This is a genomic window from Streptomyces sp. ISL-66, from assembly GCF_018614135.1.
GTDB lineage: Bacteria > Actinomycetota > Actinomycetes > Streptomycetales > Streptomycetaceae > Streptomyces.
The window spans coordinates 10,567-30,009 of record NZ_JAGGOW010000081.1; the positions used below are offsets into that span (position 1 = coordinate 10,567).

The 19,443-nt window shown below is 69.7% G+C and carries 18 protein-coding genes, 1 pseudogene and 1 riboswitch; of the genes and pseudogenes, 15 read left to right on the forward strand and 4 right to left on the reverse strand.

Annotated elements, in window-relative coordinates; all coding sequences use genetic code 11:
• The first annotated feature begins 260 nt into the window (after positions 1–260).
• The 4 genes from coxB to J7E97_RS16610 all read left to right on the forward strand — a co-directional run bounded on the left by coxB (position 261) and on the right by J7E97_RS16610 (position 4,758).
• Positions 261–1,250, forward strand: a complete 990-nt coding sequence (coxB, locus tag J7E97_RS16595; RefSeq protein ID WP_215027799.1) for a cytochrome c oxidase subunit II — start codon at positions 261–263, stop codon at positions 1,248–1,250.
• Entirely contained in the window at positions 1,247–2,977 is a 1,731-nt protein-coding gene (ctaD, locus tag J7E97_RS16600) for a cytochrome c oxidase subunit I (RefSeq protein ID WP_215027801.1), read from the forward strand. Before coxB ends, ctaD begins: the two co-directional genes overlap by 4 nt.
• On the forward strand, positions 2,974–3,372 hold the full coding sequence (locus J7E97_RS16605; protein WP_215027803.1) for a cytochrome c oxidase subunit 4: 399 nt from the start codon (positions 2,974–2,976) through the stop codon (positions 3,370–3,372). The genes ctaD and J7E97_RS16605 overlap by 4 nt, the downstream gene beginning before the upstream one ends.
• A 138-nt stretch (positions 3,373–3,510) precedes the next feature.
• Positions 3,511–4,758 (forward strand): Ig-like domain-containing protein, encoded by a 1,248-nt coding sequence (locus J7E97_RS16610; RefSeq protein ID WP_215027805.1) that lies wholly within the window; start codon positions 3,511–3,513, stop codon positions 4,756–4,758.
• 36 nt (positions 4,759–4,794) lie between these two features.
• On the opposite strand, the gene J7E97_RS16615 is transcribed toward J7E97_RS16610, so the two are convergent.
• Positions 4,795–5,196: a hypothetical protein gene (locus J7E97_RS16615; protein ID WP_215027807.1), complete on the reverse strand. Its 402-nt coding sequence runs from the start codon at positions 5,194–5,196 to the stop codon at positions 4,795–4,797.
• Positions 5,197–5,406: 210 nt separating this feature from the next.
• On the opposite strand from J7E97_RS16615, the gene J7E97_RS16620 reads away from it, so the two are divergent.
• The 6 genes from J7E97_RS16620 (at position 5,407) to J7E97_RS16645 (ending at position 12,762) form a co-directional block, all read left to right on the forward strand.
• Positions 5,407–6,027, forward strand: coding sequence for a heme-copper oxidase subunit III (locus J7E97_RS16620; protein ID WP_215027809.1), 621 nt, complete (start codon positions 5,407–5,409; stop codon positions 6,025–6,027).
• 76 nt (positions 6,028–6,103) lie between these two features.
• Complete coding sequence (locus tag J7E97_RS16625) at positions 6,104–6,913, forward strand: c-type cytochrome (protein WP_215027810.1); 810 nt, start codon at positions 6,104–6,106, stop codon at positions 6,911–6,913.
• Positions 6,910–7,968 (forward strand): ubiquinol-cytochrome c reductase iron-sulfur subunit, encoded by a 1,059-nt coding sequence (locus J7E97_RS16630; protein ID WP_215027812.1) that lies wholly within the window; start codon positions 6,910–6,912, stop codon positions 7,966–7,968. Before J7E97_RS16625 ends, J7E97_RS16630 begins: the two co-directional genes overlap by 4 nt.
• Positions 7,965–9,617: a cytochrome bc complex cytochrome b subunit gene (locus J7E97_RS16635; RefSeq protein WP_215027814.1), complete on the forward strand. Its 1,653-nt coding sequence runs from the start codon at positions 7,965–7,967 to the stop codon at positions 9,615–9,617. Before J7E97_RS16630 ends, J7E97_RS16635 begins: the two co-directional genes overlap by 4 nt.
• A 192-nt stretch (positions 9,618–9,809) precedes the next feature.
• On the forward strand, positions 9,810–10,874 hold the full coding sequence (trpD, locus tag J7E97_RS16640; RefSeq protein WP_215027816.1) for an anthranilate phosphoribosyltransferase: 1,065 nt from the start codon (positions 9,810–9,812) through the stop codon (positions 10,872–10,874).
• A 130-nt stretch (positions 10,875–11,004) separates the two neighbouring features.
• Positions 11,005–11,121: riboswitch (SAM riboswitch) on the forward strand.
• A gap of 222 nt (positions 11,122–11,343) precedes the next feature.
• A complete protein-coding gene (locus J7E97_RS16645) occupies positions 11,344–12,762 on the forward strand; it encodes an aminotransferase class V-fold PLP-dependent enzyme (RefSeq protein ID WP_215027818.1) in 1,419 nt (472 codons plus the stop codon).
• Between the two features lie 121 nt (positions 12,763–12,883).
• Here the strand turns inward: J7E97_RS16645 and J7E97_RS16650 are convergent, their stop codons facing one another.
• The 3 genes from J7E97_RS16650 to J7E97_RS16660 form a co-directional block, all read right to left on the reverse strand.
• Positions 12,884–13,480 carry a dihydrofolate reductase family protein gene (locus tag J7E97_RS16650; protein ID WP_215027821.1) on the reverse strand — a complete coding sequence of 199 codons (597 nt, stop codon included), beginning with the start codon at positions 13,478–13,480 and terminating at the stop codon, positions 12,884–12,886.
• 165 nt (positions 13,481–13,645) lie between these two features.
• Entirely contained in the window at positions 13,646–13,927 is a 282-nt protein-coding gene (locus tag J7E97_RS16655) for an Lrp/AsnC ligand binding domain-containing protein (protein ID WP_215027823.1), read from the reverse strand.
• Complete coding sequence (locus J7E97_RS16660) at positions 13,924–14,646, reverse strand: rhomboid family intramembrane serine protease (RefSeq protein ID WP_251054677.1); 723 nt, start codon at positions 14,644–14,646, stop codon at positions 13,924–13,926. The genes J7E97_RS16655 and J7E97_RS16660 overlap by 4 nt, the downstream gene beginning before the upstream one ends.
• Before the next feature lie 140 nt (positions 14,647–14,786).
• Between J7E97_RS16660 and J7E97_RS16665 the strand changes: the two genes are divergently transcribed.
• The 5 genes and pseudogenes from J7E97_RS16665 to J7E97_RS16685 form a co-directional block, all read left to right on the forward strand.
• Complete coding sequence (locus J7E97_RS16665; protein ID WP_215027827.1) at positions 14,787–15,026, forward strand: hypothetical protein; 240 nt, start codon at positions 14,787–14,789, stop codon at positions 15,024–15,026.
• Positions 15,027–15,066: 40 nt separating this feature from the next.
• Entirely contained in the window at positions 15,067–16,431 is a 1,365-nt protein-coding gene (locus tag J7E97_RS16670) for an NYN domain-containing protein (RefSeq protein ID WP_215027833.1), read from the forward strand.
• 252 nt (positions 16,432–16,683) lie between these two features.
• Positions 16,684–17,706 (forward strand): C40 family peptidase, encoded by a 1,023-nt coding sequence (locus J7E97_RS16675; RefSeq protein WP_215027829.1) that lies wholly within the window; start codon positions 16,684–16,686, stop codon positions 17,704–17,706.
• A 242-nt stretch (positions 17,707–17,948) separates the two neighbouring features.
• The gene (locus J7E97_RS16680; RefSeq protein ID WP_215027831.1) at positions 17,949–19,001 is read left to right on the forward strand and encodes a C40 family peptidase; all 1,053 of its coding nucleotides are present in this window, start codon (positions 17,949–17,951) and stop codon (positions 18,999–19,001) included.
• Between the two features lie 25 nt (positions 19,002–19,026).
• Positions 19,027–19,443 (forward strand): annotated as a pseudogene (locus J7E97_RS16685) (hypothetical protein); the annotation flags it as partial.

A 19,443-nucleotide genomic window follows, 5' to 3' on the forward strand; every position in this document is an offset into this window, starting at 1 on the left:
CGTCCGGCCGAGGTCAGGGGCCGTCAGATGCCGTCGGAATGCCGCCATTCGGGGCGGGTTGGGCCGTCCCCCGTACGGCGGATCCATCCCTTCGGGGTCAGTAACGGCGCGTTGGGCACCCTCCCCGCGCGACCCCAAATAGCGTCCAGTAGGGTTTGGTCCGCATAAACATCCAAACCCCTGCCTGCGTCAGGGCCGGCGACCGACCCGAATACGGCCGCGGCCGGCCGCGCGGGCCGAGACTCTCGGGAAGGCGCTACGTGAGTCCCTACGGCTCCGACCGCTCGCCGCGGCGCCCGATGCGGCGGAAGCTGCTGCAGGCGCTGACTGCGGGCGCGGTCCTGGCGACCGCCACTGGTTGCTCGTATACATGGAAAGACTTCCCCCGCCTCGGAATGCCGACTCCGGTCACCGAGGAGGCGCCGCGCATCCTTTCCCTGTGGCAGGGATCCTGGGCGGCCGCGCTCATCACGGGCATCCTGGTGTGGGGCCTGATCATGTGGAGCGTCATCTTCCACCGGCGCAGCCGGACGAAGATCGAGGTCCCCGCGCAGACCCGGTACAACATGCCCATCGAGGCGCTGTACACCGTGGTCCCGCTCATCATCGTCTCGGTGCTGTTCTACTTCACCGCGCGCGATGAATCGAAGCTGCTCGCCCTCTCCGCCAAGCCGGCGCACACGATCAACGTGATCGGCTTCCAGTGGAGCTGGGGCTTCAACTACGTCGAGGACGTCGACGGCGACGCGGCGACCCCGAAGGCGGGCGAGGTTCCGAAGGAACTCGCCGCCATCCCGGACCGCTTCACCAAGGCCTTCCCCGCGGGCGCCGAAGGCGTCTACGAAAAGGGCACTCCGGCCGACGTCAACCCGGACAAGGCCGCCGAGGGCGTCACCTACCCGGGTCCGACCCTCTGGCTCCCCAAGGGCGAGAAGGTCCGCTTCGTCCTGTCGTCGAACGACGTCATCCACTCCTTCTGGGTGCTCCCCTTCCTGTTCAAGCAGGACGTCATTCCGGGCCACACCAACGTCTTCGAAGTCACCCCGAAGGAAGAGGGCGTCTTCAGGGGCAAGTGTGCCGAGCTCTGCGGCGTCGACCACTCCCGGATGCTCTTCAACGTGAAGATCGTCTCGCCGGAGGAGTACCGGGCGCACCTCAAGGAGCTGGCCGAGAAGGGCCAGACCGGCTACCTCCCGGCCGGCATCAAGCAGACCGACCCGGCCCGGAATGCGGAAGTGAACAAACTGTGAGCATCCTCAACGAATCTCAGGGTGCCGCCGCCGACTCGTATGAGAACGAGCTGCCGGTACGGCGCAAGCAGCCGGGCAACGTGGTCGTGAAGTGGATGACCACGACCGACCACAAGACCATCGGCACGATGTACCTGGTCACGTCGTTCGTGTTCTTCATCATCGGCGGGATCATGGCGCTCTTCATGCGCGCCGAGCTGGCCCGTCCGGGCACGCAGATCATGTCGAACGAGCAGTTCAACCAGGCGTTCACCATGCATGGCACGATCATGCTGCTGATGTTCGCCACCCCGCTCTTCGCGGGCTTCGCGAACTGGATCATGCCGCTGCAGATCGGCGCGCCCGACGTGGCGTTCCCGCGGCTGAACATGTTCGCGTACTGGCTGTACCTCTTCGGTTCGACCATCGCGGTGGCCGGCTTCGTCACCCCCTCGGGTGCCGCCGACTTCGGCTGGTTCGCCTACTCCCCGCTGTCGGACGCCGTCCGCTCGCCGGGCATCGGCGCCGACATGTGGATCATGGGTCTGGCCTTCTCCGGCTTCGGCACGATCCTCGGTTCGGTCAACTTCATCACCACGATCATCTGCATGCGCGCACCCGGCATGACGATGTTCCGCATGCCGATCTTCACCTGGAACGTGCTGCTGACCGGTGTCCTGGTCCTGCTCGCCTTCCCGGTGCTGGCCGCCGCGCTCTTCGCGCTGGAGGCCGACCGCAAGTTCGGTGCGCACGTCTTCGACGCGGCCAACGGCGGCGCCTTGCTGTGGCAACACCTCTTCTGGTTCTTCGGACACCCAGAGGTGTACATCATCGCGCTGCCGTTCTTCGGAATCGTCTCCGAGGTCATCCCGGTCTTCTCGCGCAAGCCGATGTTCGGTTACATCGGCCTGATCGCCGCGACGATCTCGATCGCCGGCCTCTCGGTGACGGTGTGGGCCCACCACATGTACGTCACCGGCGGTGTGCTGCTGCCGTTCTTCTCCTTCATGACCTTCCTGATCGCGGTACCGACCGGTGTGAAGTTCTTCAACTGGATCGGCACCATGTGGAAGGGCTCGCTGTCCTTCGAGACACCGATGCTCTGGACGATCGGCTTCCTGGTCACCTTCACCTTCGGTGGTCTGACCGGCGTCATCCTGGCCTCGCCCCCGATGGACTTCCACGTCTCCGACTCGTACTTCGTCGTCGCGCACTTCCACTACGTCGTCTTCGGCACCGTGGTCTTCGCGATGTTCGCCGGCTTCCACTTCTGGTGGCCGAAGATGACGGGCAAGATGCTGGACGAGCGCCTCGGCAAGATCACCTTCTGGACGCTGTTCACCGGCTTCCACGGCACCTTCCTGGTGCAGCACTGGCTGGGCGTCGAGGGCATGCCGCGTCGTTACGCGGACTACCTCGCGGCCGACGGCTTCACCGTGCTGAACACGATCTCCACGATCAGTTCGTTCCTGCTCGGCCTGTCGATGCTGCCGTTCATGTACAACGTCTGGAAGACGGCCAAGTACGGCAAGAAGGTCGAGGTCGACGACCCGTGGGGTTACGGCCGTTCGCTGGAGTGGGCGACCTCCTGCCCGCCGCCGCGGCACAACTTCCTCACCCTGCCGCGGATCCGTTCGGAGTCCCCGGCGTTCGACCTGCACCACCCGGAGATCGCGGCCCTCGACCACCTCGCGGACCACGACGCCGGTACCAAGGCAGTCACCGGCGGCAAGGAGGCCGGCAAGTGAAGATCCAGGGCAAGATGTTCCTCTGGCTCTCCTTCTTCATCCTGATCATGGCCGTCGTGTACGGCGTGTGGTCGAAGGAGCCCGTCGGTACCACCGCGCTCTTCCTGGCCTTCGGCCTGAGCGTCATGATCGGCTACTACCTGGCCTTCACGGCCAAGCGCGTGGACGAGATGGCCCAGGACAACCTGGAGGCCGACGTCGCCGACGAGGCGGGCGAGCTCGGGTTCTTCTCCCCGCACAGCTGGCAGCCGCTCTCGCTGGGCATCGGCGGCGCGCTCGCGTTCATGGGCGTCGTCTTCGGATGGTGGCTCATGTACTTCTCCGCCCCGATCATCGTGATCGGCCTGTGGGGCTGGGTGTACGAGTACTACCGCGGCGAGAACCAGAACCAGTAGCCGTACCCGCGTCCGCCGCCCGGGCGGCGGACGCGGAGCCGGACCAGGGGCCCGGACTCCTCCAATGGAGGAGTCCGGGCCCCTCGTTTGCAGTCACCCCGCGCGCCGTAATTGTCATATCTTCATAGCGTTGACTCCATGAACCAGTCACCGCGTCTTTGGACGGTAATCGGCTGCTCCCTGCTGGTCGCGTCCCTCGGGGCCGGCGCCACCGCATGCGGGTCCGGCGACACCAACCCGCTGTCTGCCCGCCCCTACGACGCGGGCGATCAGGTCGCCTTCAACCAGTCCGCCGGGTCCCGCCCCGTCGATCCGGACCGGCCCCTGGAAATCACCGCCAAGAGCGGCGAGGGCCGGATCACCGACGTCAGCGCCGTGGACACCCACGGCCGCCGGCTGGCGGGCGAGCTGTCGGCCGCGGGCGACCGCTGGCACAGCACCGTCCCGATGGCCGCCGGTGTCCGCTACGACGTCACCGTCAGCACCGAGGACGAGCGCGGGGCGCCCGGGCAGCGCACGCTCGCTTTCGACACCACCCCGGCCAAGAAGGTCCTCAAGGTCGAATTCGGCCCGGAGGAGGGCAAGTACGGCGTCGGACAGCCCTTCACGGCCGAACTCAGCGAACCCGTGAAGGACAAGGCCGCCCGCGCCCTCATCGAACGGGGCCTGATCGTCGACGCCCCGCCCGACGTCGTCGGTGCCTGGTACTGGGTGGACGACAAGACGCTCCACTACCGGCCCAAGGACTACTGGCCCGCCAACACCACCGTGTCCGTCCGGAGCAACCTGGAGGGCGTCAAGATCTCCGACGACCTCCACGGGGCCGCCTCGAAGCCGCTGAAGCTGCAGATCGGCGACCGCGTCGAGGTCACCACGGACGCCGCCTCGCACTACCTCACGTTCAAGCGCAACGGAGAAGTGATCAACACCATTCCGGTGACCACCGGAAAGCCGGGCTTCTCCACCCGCAACGGCGTCAAGGTGGTCCTCGGCAAGCAGTACTACGTCCAGATGCGCGGCGACACGGTCGGCATCGGCGGCAGCGAGTACTACAACCTGCCCGTCTACTACGCGACTCGCGTCACCTGGAGTGGTGAATACGTCCACGCCGCGCCGTGGTCCGTCGGCTCCCAGGGCTCCGAGAACGTCAGCCACGGCTGCACCGGAATGAGCACGGGCAACGCCGCCTGGTTCTACGAGAACATCACCGAGGGCGACATCGTCCGGGTGATCAACAGCATCGGCGACGACATGGACAACTTCGGCAACGGCTACGGCGACTGGAACCTCGACTGGAAGGACTGGCGCCAGGGCAGCGCCCTCCTCAAGGGCACCCAGGAGGGCCGCAGCCCCGTCGACCGGGCGCGCCTGCGCCCCCAGGTGTAACCACCGGGGCAGGGGGCCGTACGGGCCCTGGGCCGCCTAGGCCGCCGGGGAGAGCCGTGCGCGCAGGAGACCCGCCAGGGACTGCGCGAAGTCCACCGGATCCACCGGAAGGGTGACGGCGGCGTCCGCGCGGCTCCACGTGGCCAGCCAGGCGTCCTGCGGACGGCCCATCAGGAGCAGGACCGGCGGGCACTGGAAGATCTCGTCCTTGATCTGGCGGCACACGCCCATGCCGCCGGCCGGAACCGCCTCGCCGTCCAGGACGCACACGTCGATGCCGCCCGCGTCCAGTTGGCTCAGTACGGCCGCCAGCGTGGCGCACTCCAGGAACTCCACCGGCGGCAGGTCCGCGGCCGGCCTGCGCCCGGCCGCCAGCCGCACCTGCTCCCGGGTGCCCGCGTCGTCGCTGTAGACCAGAACCCGCGCAGTCGCCCGCATTTCGTTCCTCCACGTGTCCCGTGAAAAACGCTGATGTTGCGCGGGATGCTACTCCGTCCGACCCCGTGCCCACATCGGTTCGCGCAGCCTCGTGATCAGATGGCCGGCGCGCTCGGGGAGCCGATCTGATGGGCCGTTCGGGCCTTGCACACGGCCCTGACACTCCGAACGGCACCCCCCGGGGTGAGGGCGGGATAAGGGACCGACATAATGTCGGTCGTGGCGACAGCAACGACAGTAGATACCGGGCACGCGCACCCGACGGTCAACAGGCCGAACCTCGTCAGCGTGGGAACCATCATCTGGTTGAGTTCCGAGCTGATGTTCTTCGCGGCCCTCTTCGCGATGTACTTCACCCTGCGATCCGTGACAGGACCCGAGTACTGGAAGGAACAGGCCGACTTCCTGAACCTTCCGTTCTCGGCGACGAACACGACGATCCTGGTGCTGTCTTCGCTCACCTGCCAGCTCGGCGTATTCGCCGCCGAGCGCGGTGACGTGAAGAAGCTCAGGACGTGGTTCATCATCACGTTCGTCATGGGTGCGATCTTCATTGGCGGCCAGGTGTTCGAGTACACCGAGCTGGTCAAGCACGAGGGCATCTCCCTCTCGTCCGGGCCGTACGGATCGGTGTTCTACCTGACCACCGGTTTCCACGGTCTGCACGTGACGGGCGGTCTCATCGCCTTCCTGCTGGTCCTCGGCCGGACGTACGCGGCCAAGAGGTTCACCCACGAACAGGCCACGTCGGCCATCGTCGTGTCCTACTACTGGCACTTCGTCGATGTCGTCTGGATCGGCCTCTTCGCGACGATCTACCTGATCAAGTAGCGAACACGTCGCCGGGCCCGTCCCGGCACTCCATCCAGAAACACCGACGCAGAAGATCCTGACACCGGGGTAATCCGTGAAAAAGCTCTCCGCACGACGACGCCATCCGCTGGCGGCGGTCGTCGTTCTACTCTTCGCGCTGGCGGTCACTGGGGGGCTGTACGCCGCCTTCGCCCCCGCGGGCAATGCGCAGGCGGACGAAACCGCCCAGTCCCTCGCCATCGAGGAGGGCCAGAAGCTCTACGCCGTCGGCTGCGCAAGCTGCCACGGAACCGGCGGTCAGGGTTCCACTGACGGCCCGAGCCTGGTCGGCGTCGGCTCCGCAGCCGTCGACTTCCAGGTGAGCACGGGCCGTATGCCCGCCCAGCAGCCCGGCGCCCAGGTGCCGAAGAAGCCCGTCATCTACAACCAGGCGCAGACCGACCAGCTGGCCGCGTACATCGCGTCCCTCGGGGCCGGCCCGATCACGCCGCACGAGAAGCAGTACGACCCGGCGGGTGCCGACATCGCCAAGGGTGGTGAGCTGTTCCGCAACAACTGCGCGCAGTGTCACAACTTCACCGGCGAGGGCGGCGCTCTGACGACCGGCAAGTACGCCCCGAACCTCGAGGGCGTCGAGCCGAAGCACATCTACGAGGCCATGATCACCGGCCCGCAGAACATGCCCTCCTTCCCGGACAGCACCATGCCGGAGAAGCAGAAGAAGGACATCATCGCGTACCTCCAGAACGTGAACGGCGAGAAGTCGACCAGCCCCGGGGGCCTCAAGCTCGGTGGCCTCGGCCCCGTCTCCGAGGGTCTGTTCGGCTGGATCTTCGGTCTGGGTGCGCTGATCGCTGTCGCCGTCTGGGTCGCGGCCCACACCGCTAAGGCCAAGAAGTCATGAGTAGCCAAGACATTCCCGTAGAGAAGCACCTGCCGAGCGAGCAGGGCGACGCGCACCACGGTGGCGTGGCACTGGCGGACGACCCGTTCGCCGACCCGGGCCTCCCGGTTCACAAGCCGCGCATCCAGGACATCGACGAGCGGGCCGCGAAGCGGTCCGAGCGCACGGTGGCCTTCCTGTTCACGCTGTCGATGCTGGCCACGATCGGCTTCATCGCCTCGTTCGTGACCTTCCCGGTCGACAAGATCGTTTACATCTTCCCCCTCGGGAAGGTGAGCGCTCTGAACTTCGCGCTGGGCATGACGCTGGGCACGGCCCTCTTCTGCATCGGCGCGGGCGCGGTCCACTGGGCCCGCACCCTGATGTCCGATGTCGAGGTCGCCGCCGAGCGTCACGAGATCGCGGCCCCGGCCGAGGTCAAGGCGCAGGTCCTGCAGGACTTCGCGGACGGCGCGCGCGAATCGGCCATCGGCCGCCGCCCGCTGATCCGCAACACGATGCTCGGTGCGCTGGCCCTGCTGCCGCTCTCCGCCGTCGTGATCCTGCGCGACCTGGGCCCGCTGCCGGAGGACAAGCTCCGCAAGACGATCTGGGCCAAGGGCAAGCTGCTCGTCAACCAGAACACGAACCAGCCGCTGCGTCCCGAGGACGTCGCCGTCGGTTCGCTGACCTTCGCCATGCCGGAAGGCCTGGAAGAGGAGCAGCACGACTTCCAGCAGCAGATCGCCAAGGCTGCCCTGATGATCGTCCGCATCAAGCCGGAGGACATCAAGGACAAGCAGGAGCTGGAGTGGTCCCACGACGGCATCGTGGCCTACTCGAAGATCTGCACCCACGTCGGCTGCCCGATCAGCCTGTACGAGCAGCAGACGCACCACGTGCTCTGCCCGTGCCACCAGTCCACCTTCGACCTCTCCGACGGCGCCCGAGTCATCTTCGGCCCGGCTGGTCACGCGCTCCCGCAGCTGCGGATCGGCGTCAATGACGAAGGTTTCCTCGAGGCGCTCGGCGACTTCGAAGAGCCCGTCGGTCCTGCATTCTGGGAGCGCGGATGAGCACTGCCACCAACAACCCATCAGCCGCTCCGGCGGCCGGCAAAGAGCGCAAGGCTCCGGCCGGCGAGCGCGTAGCCGACTGGGCCGACGGCCGACTGGGCATCTACAGCCTGGCCAAGGCCAACATGCGCAAGATCTTCCCGGACCACTGGTCCTTCATGCTCGGTGAGATCTGCCTCTACAGCTTCATCATCATCATCCTCACGGGTGTGTACCTGACGCTGTTCTTCCACCCGAGCATGAACGAAGTCGAGTACCACGGCCCCTACGTGCCGATGCAGGGCGTCATGATGTCCGAGGCCTTCGCCTCGACGCTCCACATCAGCTTCGAGGTCCGCGGCGGTCTGCTCATCCGGCAGATCCACCACTGGTCGGCGCTGATCTTCGTCGCGGCCATGGTCGTGCACATGATGCGCGTCTTCTTCACGGGCGCCTTCCGCAAGCCGCGCGAGGTCAACTGGATCTTCGGCTTCCTGCTGCTGGTCCTCGGCATGTTCACCGGTTTCACCGGTTACTCCCTGCCGGACGACCTGCTCTCGGGCACCGGTGTCCGCTTCATGGAGGGCGCGATCCTGTCCGTGCCGGTCGTCGGCACGTACATCTCGTTCTTCCTCTTCGGCGGAGAGTTCCCCGGCGGCGACTTCGTCGCACGCTTCTACGGGGTCCACATCCTGCTGCTGCCCGGCATCATGATGGGCCTGCTGGTGGCCCACCTGATCCTGGTCTTCTACCACAAGCACACCCAGTTCGCGGGACCCGGCAAGACCGAGAAGAACGTCGTCGGCATGCCGCTGCTCCCGGTCTACATGGCCAAGGCCGGAGGCTTCTTCTTCCTGGTCTTCGGTGTCATCGCGGCCATCTCGGCGATCGCCTCGATCAACCCGATCTGGGCGCTCGGCCCGTACCGCCCGGACCACGTGTCCACAGGTGCGCAGCCCGACTGGTACATGGGCATGCCGGAAGGCCTGATCCGAGCCATGCCGGGCTGGGAGATCAACCTGTGGGGCCACACGCTCGTCCTGGGCGTGCTCATCCCGCTGCTGGTCTTCCCGGTGGTCCTCGGCGCCATCGCCGTCTGGCCGTTCATCGAGTCCTGGGTCACCGGGGACAAGCGCGAGCACCACATCCTGGACCGCCCGCGCAACGTCCCGACCCGTACGGCCTTCGGTGTCGCCTGGATCGCGGAGTACATCGTGCTCCTGATCGGCGGTGGAAACGACATGTTCGCGCAGTACTTCCACCTCTCGATCAACAGCATCACGTGGTTCGTCCGGATCGGCTTCTTCGCCGTCCCGGTCCTCGCCTTCATCGTCACCAAGCGCATCTGCCTCGGCCTCCAGCGCCGGGACCACGACAAGGTGCTGCACGGTCGCGAGACCGGCATCATCAAGCGCCTGCCGCACGGTGAGTTCGTCGAGGTCCACGAGCCGCTTCCGCAGGGCGCGCTGCACACGCTCACCTCGCACGAGCAGTACGAGCCGGTCGAGATCGGCCCGACGGTCGACGAGAACGGTGTCGAGCGCAAGGTGAAGTCCACGGAGAAGCTCCGTGCGAAGCTCAGCAAGGGCTTCTACGCGGAGAACAACCAGATTCCGAAGCCCACGGCCGAGGAGTACAAGGAGATCCAGAGTGGCCACGGCCACCACTGATCGCTGCGTCACTGTCTGATCGTCTGATCGCTCGAGGGACTGGTTTCGGTCAGTCCTGGTGTCGCCACAGCGGGAGCCCCGTCCAGTGTCTGGACGGGGCTCTTTGCCGTCTCCGGGGCTGGATAGGCTGAAGACCTTCCCATTCGACGTGGGCCCCGGCATCGGACGGCCGACCAGCAGCAGGAGCGGACCATGAACGTTGTGACCCCGGCAGGCGGCGACAGCGTGGCGGCCCGTGGCTGGCCGGGCGTCCTCGACGCCCTGCTGACCGGCCGGGACCTCAGCGCCGACGACACGGCCTGGGCCATGGACCGGATCATGCGCGGAGAGGCCACCGACGCCCAGATCGCCGGCTTCGCGGTCGCGCTGCGGGCCAAGGGCGAGACGGTCGCGGAGATCAACGGCCTGGTGCGGGCCATGTACGCGCACGCCAACCTGATCGAAGTGCCGGGCCGGACCGTGGACATCGTCGGCACGGGCGGCGACGGGGCCAAGACGGTGAACATCTCCACGATGTCGGCGCTCGTAGTGGCCGGTACGGGCGCGAAGGTGGTCAAGCACGGCAACCGGGCGGCGTCCTCCGCGAGCGGGTCCTCGGACGTGCTGGAGAAGCTCGGCGTCAACCTCAACCTCACCCCGGAGCGGGTCGTGCAGGTCGCCGAGGAGGCCGGCATCACCTTCTGCTTCGCCGTGAAGTTCCACCCGGCGCTGCGGCACGTGGCGGCGGCGCGCAAGGAGCTGGGCATCCGCACCACCTTCAACTTCCTCGGCCCGCTGACCAATCCCGCCCGGGTACGGGCCCAGGCCACCGGTGTCGCCGACGCCCGGGTGGCCCCCATCGTGGCGGGCGTGCTCGCCGAGCGGGGCTCGTCCGCGCTGGTCTTCCGCGGTGACGACGGCCTGGACGAGCTGACCACGACCGCCACCTCGCGGGTGTGGTGGGTGCGCGACGGAAAGGTCTCGGAGCAGTCCTTCGACCCCCGCGACGTGGGCATCTCCCTGGTGGACGTGTCCGCCCTGGGCGGCGCCGACCCCTCGTACAACGCGGAGGTGGCCCGCCGCCTGCTGGCCGGGGAGACGGGCCCGGTCCGCGACGCGGTCCTGCTGAACTCGGCCGCGGCCCTGGTGGCTCTGGACCCGGGTACGGGCACCCTGGAGGAGCAGCTCGCGGCCGGCATCGCCCGTGCGGCGGAGTCGATCGACTCGGGCGCGGCGCGGGCCGCGCTCGAACGCTGGGTGGCGGCGAGCAACGCGTAGCCCGCGGGCCGCCGCCCCCGGCCCGCCCCCCGGAGCGCCTGATTCCGACCGATCGTTTCGCGCCACGACCCCGGTCCGCCATGCGGACCGGGGTCCCCGGCCGCGGGATCGTGTGGCAGGATGCTGACCAGGTCACGAGTGACAGCGTTTAGGCCCCGGCTTGCTGTCCGGCAACCCTCCTTCCGTGGCGGGGTGCCCCGGGTGATGACCAGGTCGTAGGCAGCAAGGCCTACGGCAAGCGCGGATCCCTCGACACCAGGGGTCCTGGTCTCTCGAGGAGCGTTTCCGTGAGCAAGCGAATGCGATAGGGCGACTCAGCCCCTTCTTCAACCCTCGGATCAGGGTCACTTCCGTGTACCCCGGATCGGTTCGAGGACTTCCCGTACCCCGGTCGCCGGCCGCGAGCCGAGTCGTACCCGCGTACGGGCACACCGAAGCCATTCAGACCTGCCTGCCGGGAGATTCCGCCATGTCCGCTTCCCTGAACGCCACCACCGCTGCCGCCACCGCCGACGCCACCGTCGACCCCGCCCGTGCCGAGCCGCTGGCCGTCCTCGGCCGCGACGTGACCGTCCCGCTCGTCACCGGCGGCGAGGTCACCTACGCCGCCCTCGACTACGCGGCCAGCGCCCCCGCCCTCCAGCGCGTCTGGGACGACGTGGCCGCCTACGCCCCGTACTACGGCAGCGTGCACCGCGGCGCCGGCTACCTCTCGCAGCTCTCCACCGACCTGTTCGAGCAGAGCCGCGCGACGGTCGCCGAGTTCCTCGACTGCCGCCCCGGCGACCAGGTGGTCTTCACCCGGTCCACCACCGACTCCCTCAACCTGCTCGCCGCCGTCCTCCCGGCCGACTGCCAGGTCTTCGTCTTCGAGACCGAGCACCACGCCTCGCTCCTGCCCTGGACGAACGCCCGGGTCACCTACCTCAACGCCCCGCGCACCCCGGACGAGGCCGTCGCCACCCTGGAGCGGGCGCTCGCCGACCGCGACCCCTACGGCCCCGCCCTCGTGTGCGTCACCGGCGCGTCCAACGTCACCGGTGAACTGTGGCCGGTGAAGGAACTCGCCGCCGCCGCGCACGCGCACGGCGCGCGCATCGTGCTGGACGCCGCCCAGCTGGCCCCCCACCACCCGGTCTCCGTACGGGAACTGGACGTGGACTGGGTGGCCTTCTCCGGGCACAAGCTCTACGCGCCCTTCGGCTCGGGCGTGCTCGCCGGCCGCGCGGACTGGCTTCAGGAGGCGGAGCCGTACCTCGCCGGCGGTGGGGCCTCCCGCAAGGTGGCCCGCCGCGAGGACGGCGGCGTGGACGTCGAGTGGCACACCACGGCCGCGCGCCACGAGGCCGGCTCCCCGAACGTCATCGGCGTCTACTCCATCGCCTCCGCCTGCAAGGCGCTGAACGAGGCCGGCTTCGAGAACCTGGTGGCCCGCGAGCGCCGGCTCATCGCCGAGGTCCGCGAAGGCCTCGCCGGGGTCCCGGCGGTCCGCGTCCTGTCCCTCTTCGGCGACGACGCCCCGCGCGTGGGCGTCATCTCCTTCGTGGTGGACGGCTGGAACAGCTCCCACTTCGCGGCCGCGCTCTCCGCCGAGTACGGCATCGGCGTCCGCGACGGCCTGTTCTGCGCCCACCCGCTGGTCCGCACCCTCCTCGGCAGCGAGCCGCAGACCCAGGGCGAATGCGGCGCTCCGGAGGCGGCGCCGGGGGAGCTCCCCCAGACTCCGTCCGGGGGGACCCCCGGGCTGAACGCGATCCGCGTCAGCTTCGGCGCGGGCACCCCCGACGAGCACGTCGAGCGGTTCGTCCGCGCGGTCAAGGAGCTCGTCGCGGACGGCGCGAAGTGGCAGTACCGGACCGAAGAGGGCCGCTGCGTCCCGGCCGTCTGAGCCGAGACCGTCCGGGCCGAAACCCCTTCGAGCCGAAACCCCTTCGAGCCGAGGCCCTTCGAGCCCATGCCTCCGCGACGCGCCCGGTGCGCGGCGCCGTACGGAACCGGCCCGGGAGCTGTTACGCCCGGGCCGCCGGCCGGTACGTGCACACCTGCGCGCCCGTGGACGCGGTGACCGAGGAGACCAGCTCCAGGGGCCGCAGGCCGCCGTCCTGCGGGAAGATCGACTTTCCGCCGCCCAGCAGCACCGGCATGACGATCAGCCGCAGTTCGTCGACCAGGCCCTCGCTCAGCAGCGTGCGGACGAGCGTGGGGCTGCCCATGACCACCAGGTCGCCGCCCGCCGCCGCGTGCAGCTCGCGGATCCGGGCGACCGCCCCGGCGCCGGGGACGAGCGTGGTGTTGTTCCACGTCAGGTCGCGGTCGCCCAGGGTGGTGGAGACGACGTACTTGGGGAGGGAGTTCATCTGGTCGGCGAAGGGGTCACCGGCCCGCTCGGGCCAGGCCGCCGCCATCGTCTGCCACGTGCGCCGCCCGAACAGCAGCGCCCCGGCCTTGGCCGTCACCTCGGCGAAGGCGCCGCCCACGACCTCCGGGTCGAAGAACGGGTGCGACCAGCCGCCGTGGGCGAAACCGCCGTCCGTGTCCTCGCCGGGGCCGCCGGGTGCCTGCACGACGCCGTCGAGGCTGATGAACTCGCTGATGATGATGCGCACGGGGTCTCCTGGGTTTCGTATCCGGTGTACGCCCATGAAGACCGGCCGGTCACCACGAACTCATCGCGCCGCGCGGCATCGCGTGCTGTGATCTGGGCCACACGCGGGTGCGGGCCCGCTCGGGCGGGCGCCCCGAAGGCCCCGCGGATCGCGGCCCGGACGGACCTACGCGTCCAGACCGATCGCGAACGCCGCTTCCAGGTCGTGCTGGGAGTACGTACGGAACGCCACGTGCGTGTCCGTGGCCTCCACGCCCGGGATCTTGCTGATGCGCCCGGGGATGACATCGGCCAGCGCCTCGTGACGGGCGACGCGGACCAGCGCGATCAGGTCGTACGTGCCGGTGACCGAGTAGACCTCGCTGACGTTCTCCAGCGCCGCGATGGCCTCGGCGATCTCGGGGATCCGGTCCACGCTGGTCTTGATGAGCACGATCGCGGTGATCACGGTTGGCTGTCTCCCTCGCCGGCAGTCACTGGTCGCCTCACTCTAGTCCCACGCCGGTACCGGACCCACGCGTAGAGGAAGCCCCCGGAGAAGCCCACCACGTGGGCCAGATAGGCGACTCCCGGGCCGCTTCCCGCCCGGTGCGCGGCCAGCCACTGCAGGGCGAACCAGAACAGCAGGACCATCCACGCGGGGAAGCGCAGCGGCAGGAAGAACAGGAACGGGAACAGGCTCGTCACCCGGGCCTCGGGGAACAGGCACAGGAAGGCCCCCAGCACCGCTGAGATCGCTCCGGAGGCGCCGACCAGGGTCTGGTCCGAGGAGGCGTTGGCCGCCGCGTACGCCGCCAGGGCCAGGTAGCCCGTACAGACGTAGAAGCAGAGGAACCCGGCCCGGCCCATGCGCCGCTCCGTCATCGCGCCGAAGACGTGGAGGAAGAGCATGTTGCCCACCAGGTGCAGCCAGCTGCCGTGGACGAACAGGGCCGTCAGCGGGGTCAGCAGGGCCCGGCCGGAGCCGGTGAACAGTTCGTCCGGGACCACGCCCCAGCGCCGGAAGTACGCGGTGCCCGTCTCCAGCAGCCGGTCGCCCGTTCCGTAGGCCGGATTGAACCCCGACGCGGGGCTCAGCAGGAACACCAGGCAGCAGCCGGCGATCAGCGCGTGGGTGATCACCGGGCCGCGGGCGCCCTCGCGTACGGCCTGCCACTTTACGATCATGCGATCGAGCATGACCCAGCCGGACCCACCCGCCCGTGCGGCAGGCCGTAGGGTTACGAGCTACGCACGTCCGCGTGTGCACGCCCGCGCACGCCTGCGTACGTACGTTCGCTTAAAAGACAGAAGGAGAGAGCGGCCTGATGACGGTTCCCCAGCCGACCGACACCACCCGGTGGCGCTGCACCCTGTGCGGCAACCTCACCCGCTTCGACGTCACCCGTTCGTCGAAGGTCGTGGAGTACGTCCACTTGGACCTCGCCGGGGAGCCGAAGGTCGAGGAGCGCGAGGTGGTCAATGAGACCATCGAGTCGGTGCGCTGCCGCTGGTGCAACGCGGTGGACCAGATCGAGCTCGTGGACAGGCCGGGCGCGGACTCCTGAGGGAGCCCCGCCCGCAGGTGAATGACGGTAGGGGTGACGGATTGTGGAGCCAGCAAGCGGTGCTGAGCCGGCCGACGCGGCCGGCGACGCCGCCGAGGTGCTCGACCGCCCGCTGCCGGAAGGCGTGCGGCGCCGGGTCGTCGCACTCGTGTCGGACGCCTTCGGCGGTCTGACGGTCGCGGACCTCCCGGCGCAGCTGCGCCAGTACGCCCGCTTCACCCCGACCCGGCGGGCCAAGTTCGCCGGGAACGCCATGGCGGCTGCCGTGGAGAGCGACCCCGTCTTCCGGGGCCGGGTTGCCGAGAAGTTCCGCGAGGCGCAGTCCGACCTGGCCGGAGCGCTGGAGTCGGGCGCGCCGCCCGCCGCCGCCGATCCGCTGGACGTGGCGGCCGCCGCGTACGTCCTGCGGCCGGCGGGCTGGGCGAAGCTGGTGGCCGCCGCGGGCGAGGAGGCGCAGCGAGCCGACGCCGAGCGCGTCGGCGAGGAGATCCGCCGCGAGATGGACCGGCTCCGCGAGGAACTGGCCCACGTACGGGAACTGCAGCGGGCCGGCGGTGACCAGGTGCGGGCCGAGCTGGAGACGGCGCGCAAGGAAGCGGAATCGCTTCAGCGCAAGCTGCGCAGCGCCCTCAGCGACGTGAAGCGGGGCGACGCCGCCCTGCGGAAGCTCAATGCCGAGGTTGACGGGATCCGCGGCGACGCGGCCACGCGGGTGGCCGCCGCCGAGAGCGAGACCCGGCGGCTCAAGTCCCGCCTCGCGGAGGTGGAGACGGCGCTGGAGACCTCGCGCCGGGCCACCCGCGAGGGGCGCAGCATCGAGGACATGCGGCTGCGGCTGCTGCTGGACACCGTGCTGGACGCCGCGGCGGGGCTGCGCCGCGAGCTGGCGCTGCCGCCGCTCTCCATGCGGCCCGCCGACACGGTGGAGGCGGTGGAGCCGGGCCGGATGACCCCGAAGGACATCGCGGCGCGCGCCCTGTCGGAGACCGACCCGGCGCTGCTGGACCAGCTGCTGGCGCTGCCCCAGGCCCATCTGGTGGTCGACGGCTACAACGTCACCAAGACCGGGTATCCGACGATGCCGCTGGAGAAGCAGCGGCTGCGGCTGCTGGGCGGGCTGTCGATGCTCGCCGCGCAGACGGGCGCCGAGATGACCTGTGTCTTCGACGGGGCGGAACTGGCGGCCCCGGTGCTGCTCGCGCCGCCGCGCGGGGTGCGGGTGCTGTTCTCGAAGGCGGGCGTGACGGCGGACGAGCTGATCCGCCAGCTGGTGCGCGCCGAGCCCACCGGCCGGCCGGTGGTCGTGGTCTCCACGGACCGCGAGGTCGCCGACGGAGTGGCCAAGGCCGGGGCGCGGCCGGTGACGTCCGCCTTGTTGCTGAAGCGGCTTTCGCGCGTTTCGTAACTGCTCGCCCGAATGCCGGAATTGGCATGTGTTCGGGGGGACGGACCGTCAAGTCGTCGGCACTCAGCGTGCACTGTAGGTAAAGAAGCTGGTCGGAGGCCAAGTTTTTTCCCGGCAGGATTTGAACTGATCACAGAAGGGTCACTAGGGTCAGCTCAAACCTTCGTGCGGTAGTTCACCCATTCGGGGTGGCGGCGAAGGTGTCGCCGAGCTGCGTTCTTCGGCGGCTCTAGGAAGAAGGAGCTCGCCTTCGTGGCGTCCCACCGTCGACCCAAGCAGCCGACCCGCGCTCGCGTGACTGTGCTCACCGTCACCGCGGCCGCCGCCGTGGTCCTCTCCGGCCAGGCCGCCAACGCCGCGCCGGCCAAGCCGAGCAAGGACGAGGTCAAGGCCAAGGTCGACGCCCTCTACGAAGAGGCGGAGCAGGCCACCGAGAAGCTCAACGGGGCCCAGACGCGCCAGGACGGCCTGGAGAAGGAGATCGGGCAGCTCCAGGACCAGGTCGCCCGCGGCCAGGGGGAGCTCAACGCCCTGCGCGGCACCATCGGTTCCATGGCCAGCGCCCAGTACCGCACCGGTGGCATAGACCAGTCCGTCGCGCTGTTCCTCTCCGCCGACCCCGACAGCTACCTCGACAAGGCCTCCACGCTGGAGCAGTTGAGCGGCAAGCAGGTCGAGGCGGTCCAGAAGATCCAGGCCAAGCAGCGCGGCCTCGCGCAGCAGCGCCAGGAGGCCGCCGGCAAGCTCGCCGACCTCGACGCCACCCGCAAGGAGCTGGCGGCGAAGAAGAAGATCTCGACGGACAAGCTCGCCGAGGCCCAGGCCCTCCTCAACACCCTGAGCGCGCAGGAGCGCGCGCAGCTCAAGGAGGAGGCCAAGAAGGCGGGCGGCAGCGCGGCCGAGCAGGCCGAGCTCAGCAACGTGAAGGGTTCCGGCCGGGCCGCGGACGCGCTGCGGGCCGCCGTGACCAAGAACGGCGGGTCCTACGTACGCGGCGGCACCGGCCCGAACGCGTTCGACTGCTCCGGCCTGACGCAGTGGGCCTACAAGCAGGCCGGGATCACCATCGGGCGCACCACCTACGACCAGGTCAAGGACGGCCGGAAGGTCAGCCTGAGCGAACTCCAGCCCGGAGACCTGGTCTTCTACTCGAACCTCCAGCACGTCGGGCTGTTCGCGGGCAACGGCAAGGTCTTCCACGCCGCCAACCCGAGCGCCGGCATCCTGTACGGATCCCTCAGTGGATTCGCCTACGGAGTCCGCGTCGGCGGCTGACGCCCCAGGACCCGTCGGGACGCGCCGCACACCGCCCATCCGGGCGAATTCCGAGGCGCCGCACTGACCACACGCCCCGCCGGTGACCTGCGTCTCCGGTGGGGCGTCACTGTGTGTGCCCGCCGCAGGTCGTTGGCCGGTGCCCCGCGGCGCGGCTACTGTCTGCCAGCGCGGAACCCCGGCACACGGCCGTCCACGGGGGGCGGACCCGGGCTCCGCGCAGCGGAAGGGAGCGGTCTCACGTGGCGTCCCATCGCCGGTCCGGGCCCAGCGTCCTCGACCGGAACACGAAGGTCACCGTCCTCACCGCCGCGGCGGCGAGCGCCGCGGTCGCCCTGACGGGCGCACCGGCGAGCGCGGCACCCGGTCTGCCGCAGGAGCCCTCCGCGGGCGCCCGCGCCCAGGTCGACCAGCTCTTCGAGGAGGCCGAGCAGGCCACCGAGCGCTTCAACCGGGCGGGCGAGAGGGCCGGCAGGCTCCGGGCCGAAGTCAGCCGCGTCCAGGACGCGGTGGCCCGCGGCCAGGACCGCATCAACACCATGCGCGGGGTCCTCGGGACCTACGCCGGAGCCCAGTACCGGGCGGGGAGCATCGACCCCTCGGTCGAGCTGATGCTCTCCGACAACCCCGACGAGTACCTCGACAAGGCCTCCGCCCTCGAACGGCTGACCGGCCGTCAGGCCCGGCAGCTCGACGAACTGCGCTCCGAACAGCGCCGGCTCGGCCAGGAGCGCGAGGAGGCCTCCCGCAAGCTCGCCGAACTCGACGCGATCCGCGCGGACGTGGCCAGGGAGAAGCGGGCCGTCACCGCGAAGCTCGCCGCCGCCCGCCGGCTGCTGAACGCCATGCCCACCCGGGAGCGGGCGGACTTCGAGCGCGCCTCGCGCACCGGCGGCCGCCCCGACGCCCTGCCGGACCTGCCCGTCCCGGGCTCGCTCGGCCCGTCCTCGGGCCGCGCGGCGACCGCCGTCATGGCGGCCCGCTCCGCCGTCGGCCGGCCGTACGTGTGGGGTTCCACCGGCCCCTCCGGCTTCGACTGCTCCGGCCTGATGGTGTGGTCCTACCGGCAGGCGGGCGTCTCGCTGCCGCGGACCTCGCAGGCGCAGCGGCACGCGGGGCGGCAGGTGCCGCTCTCGCAGGCGCGGCCCGGGGATCTGGTGACGTACCGCTCGGACGCCAGCCACGTCGGCATGTACGTGGGCAACGGCCAGGTGGTGCACGCCCCGTACCCGGGGGCGCGGGTGCGCTACGACCCGGTCGGCATGATGCCGGTGTCCTCGGTGACCCGGCCCTGAGGGACGTTCTGCGTACGATCGGCTGATGTTCCCGGGTCTGGACCGTCCGCGCCGCCTTCGCCGTCCCGGCCGTCCGCGGCGCCCGCGCCGTCCGCGCGCACGCGCGCTGGCGGTGGCGATGGCGCTGCTGCTGTGCGTGCCGCTCGCGGGCTGCGCCCCCGCCGCCGGATCCGGTTCCGCTCCGGATTCCGGTTCCGCTTCCGGCCCGGCCGTCTCCGAGACCGAGCGGGCGGTCCGCCGGGCCGTCGCCGCCTGGTCGGCCGCCCCGCCCGCCCGGCTCGCGGCGATCCCCCTGGAGGACTGGTCGTACGAGGTCTCCTCGGTCCGCGAGGACGGCGTACGGGCCTTCGCGCGCGCCGAGCTGCGCTACCGGCTCAGCGGCTACGACGCGGGCCCCGCCGGATCCGCCCGCGAGGTCGAGCTCACCCGGGACGGCGGCTCC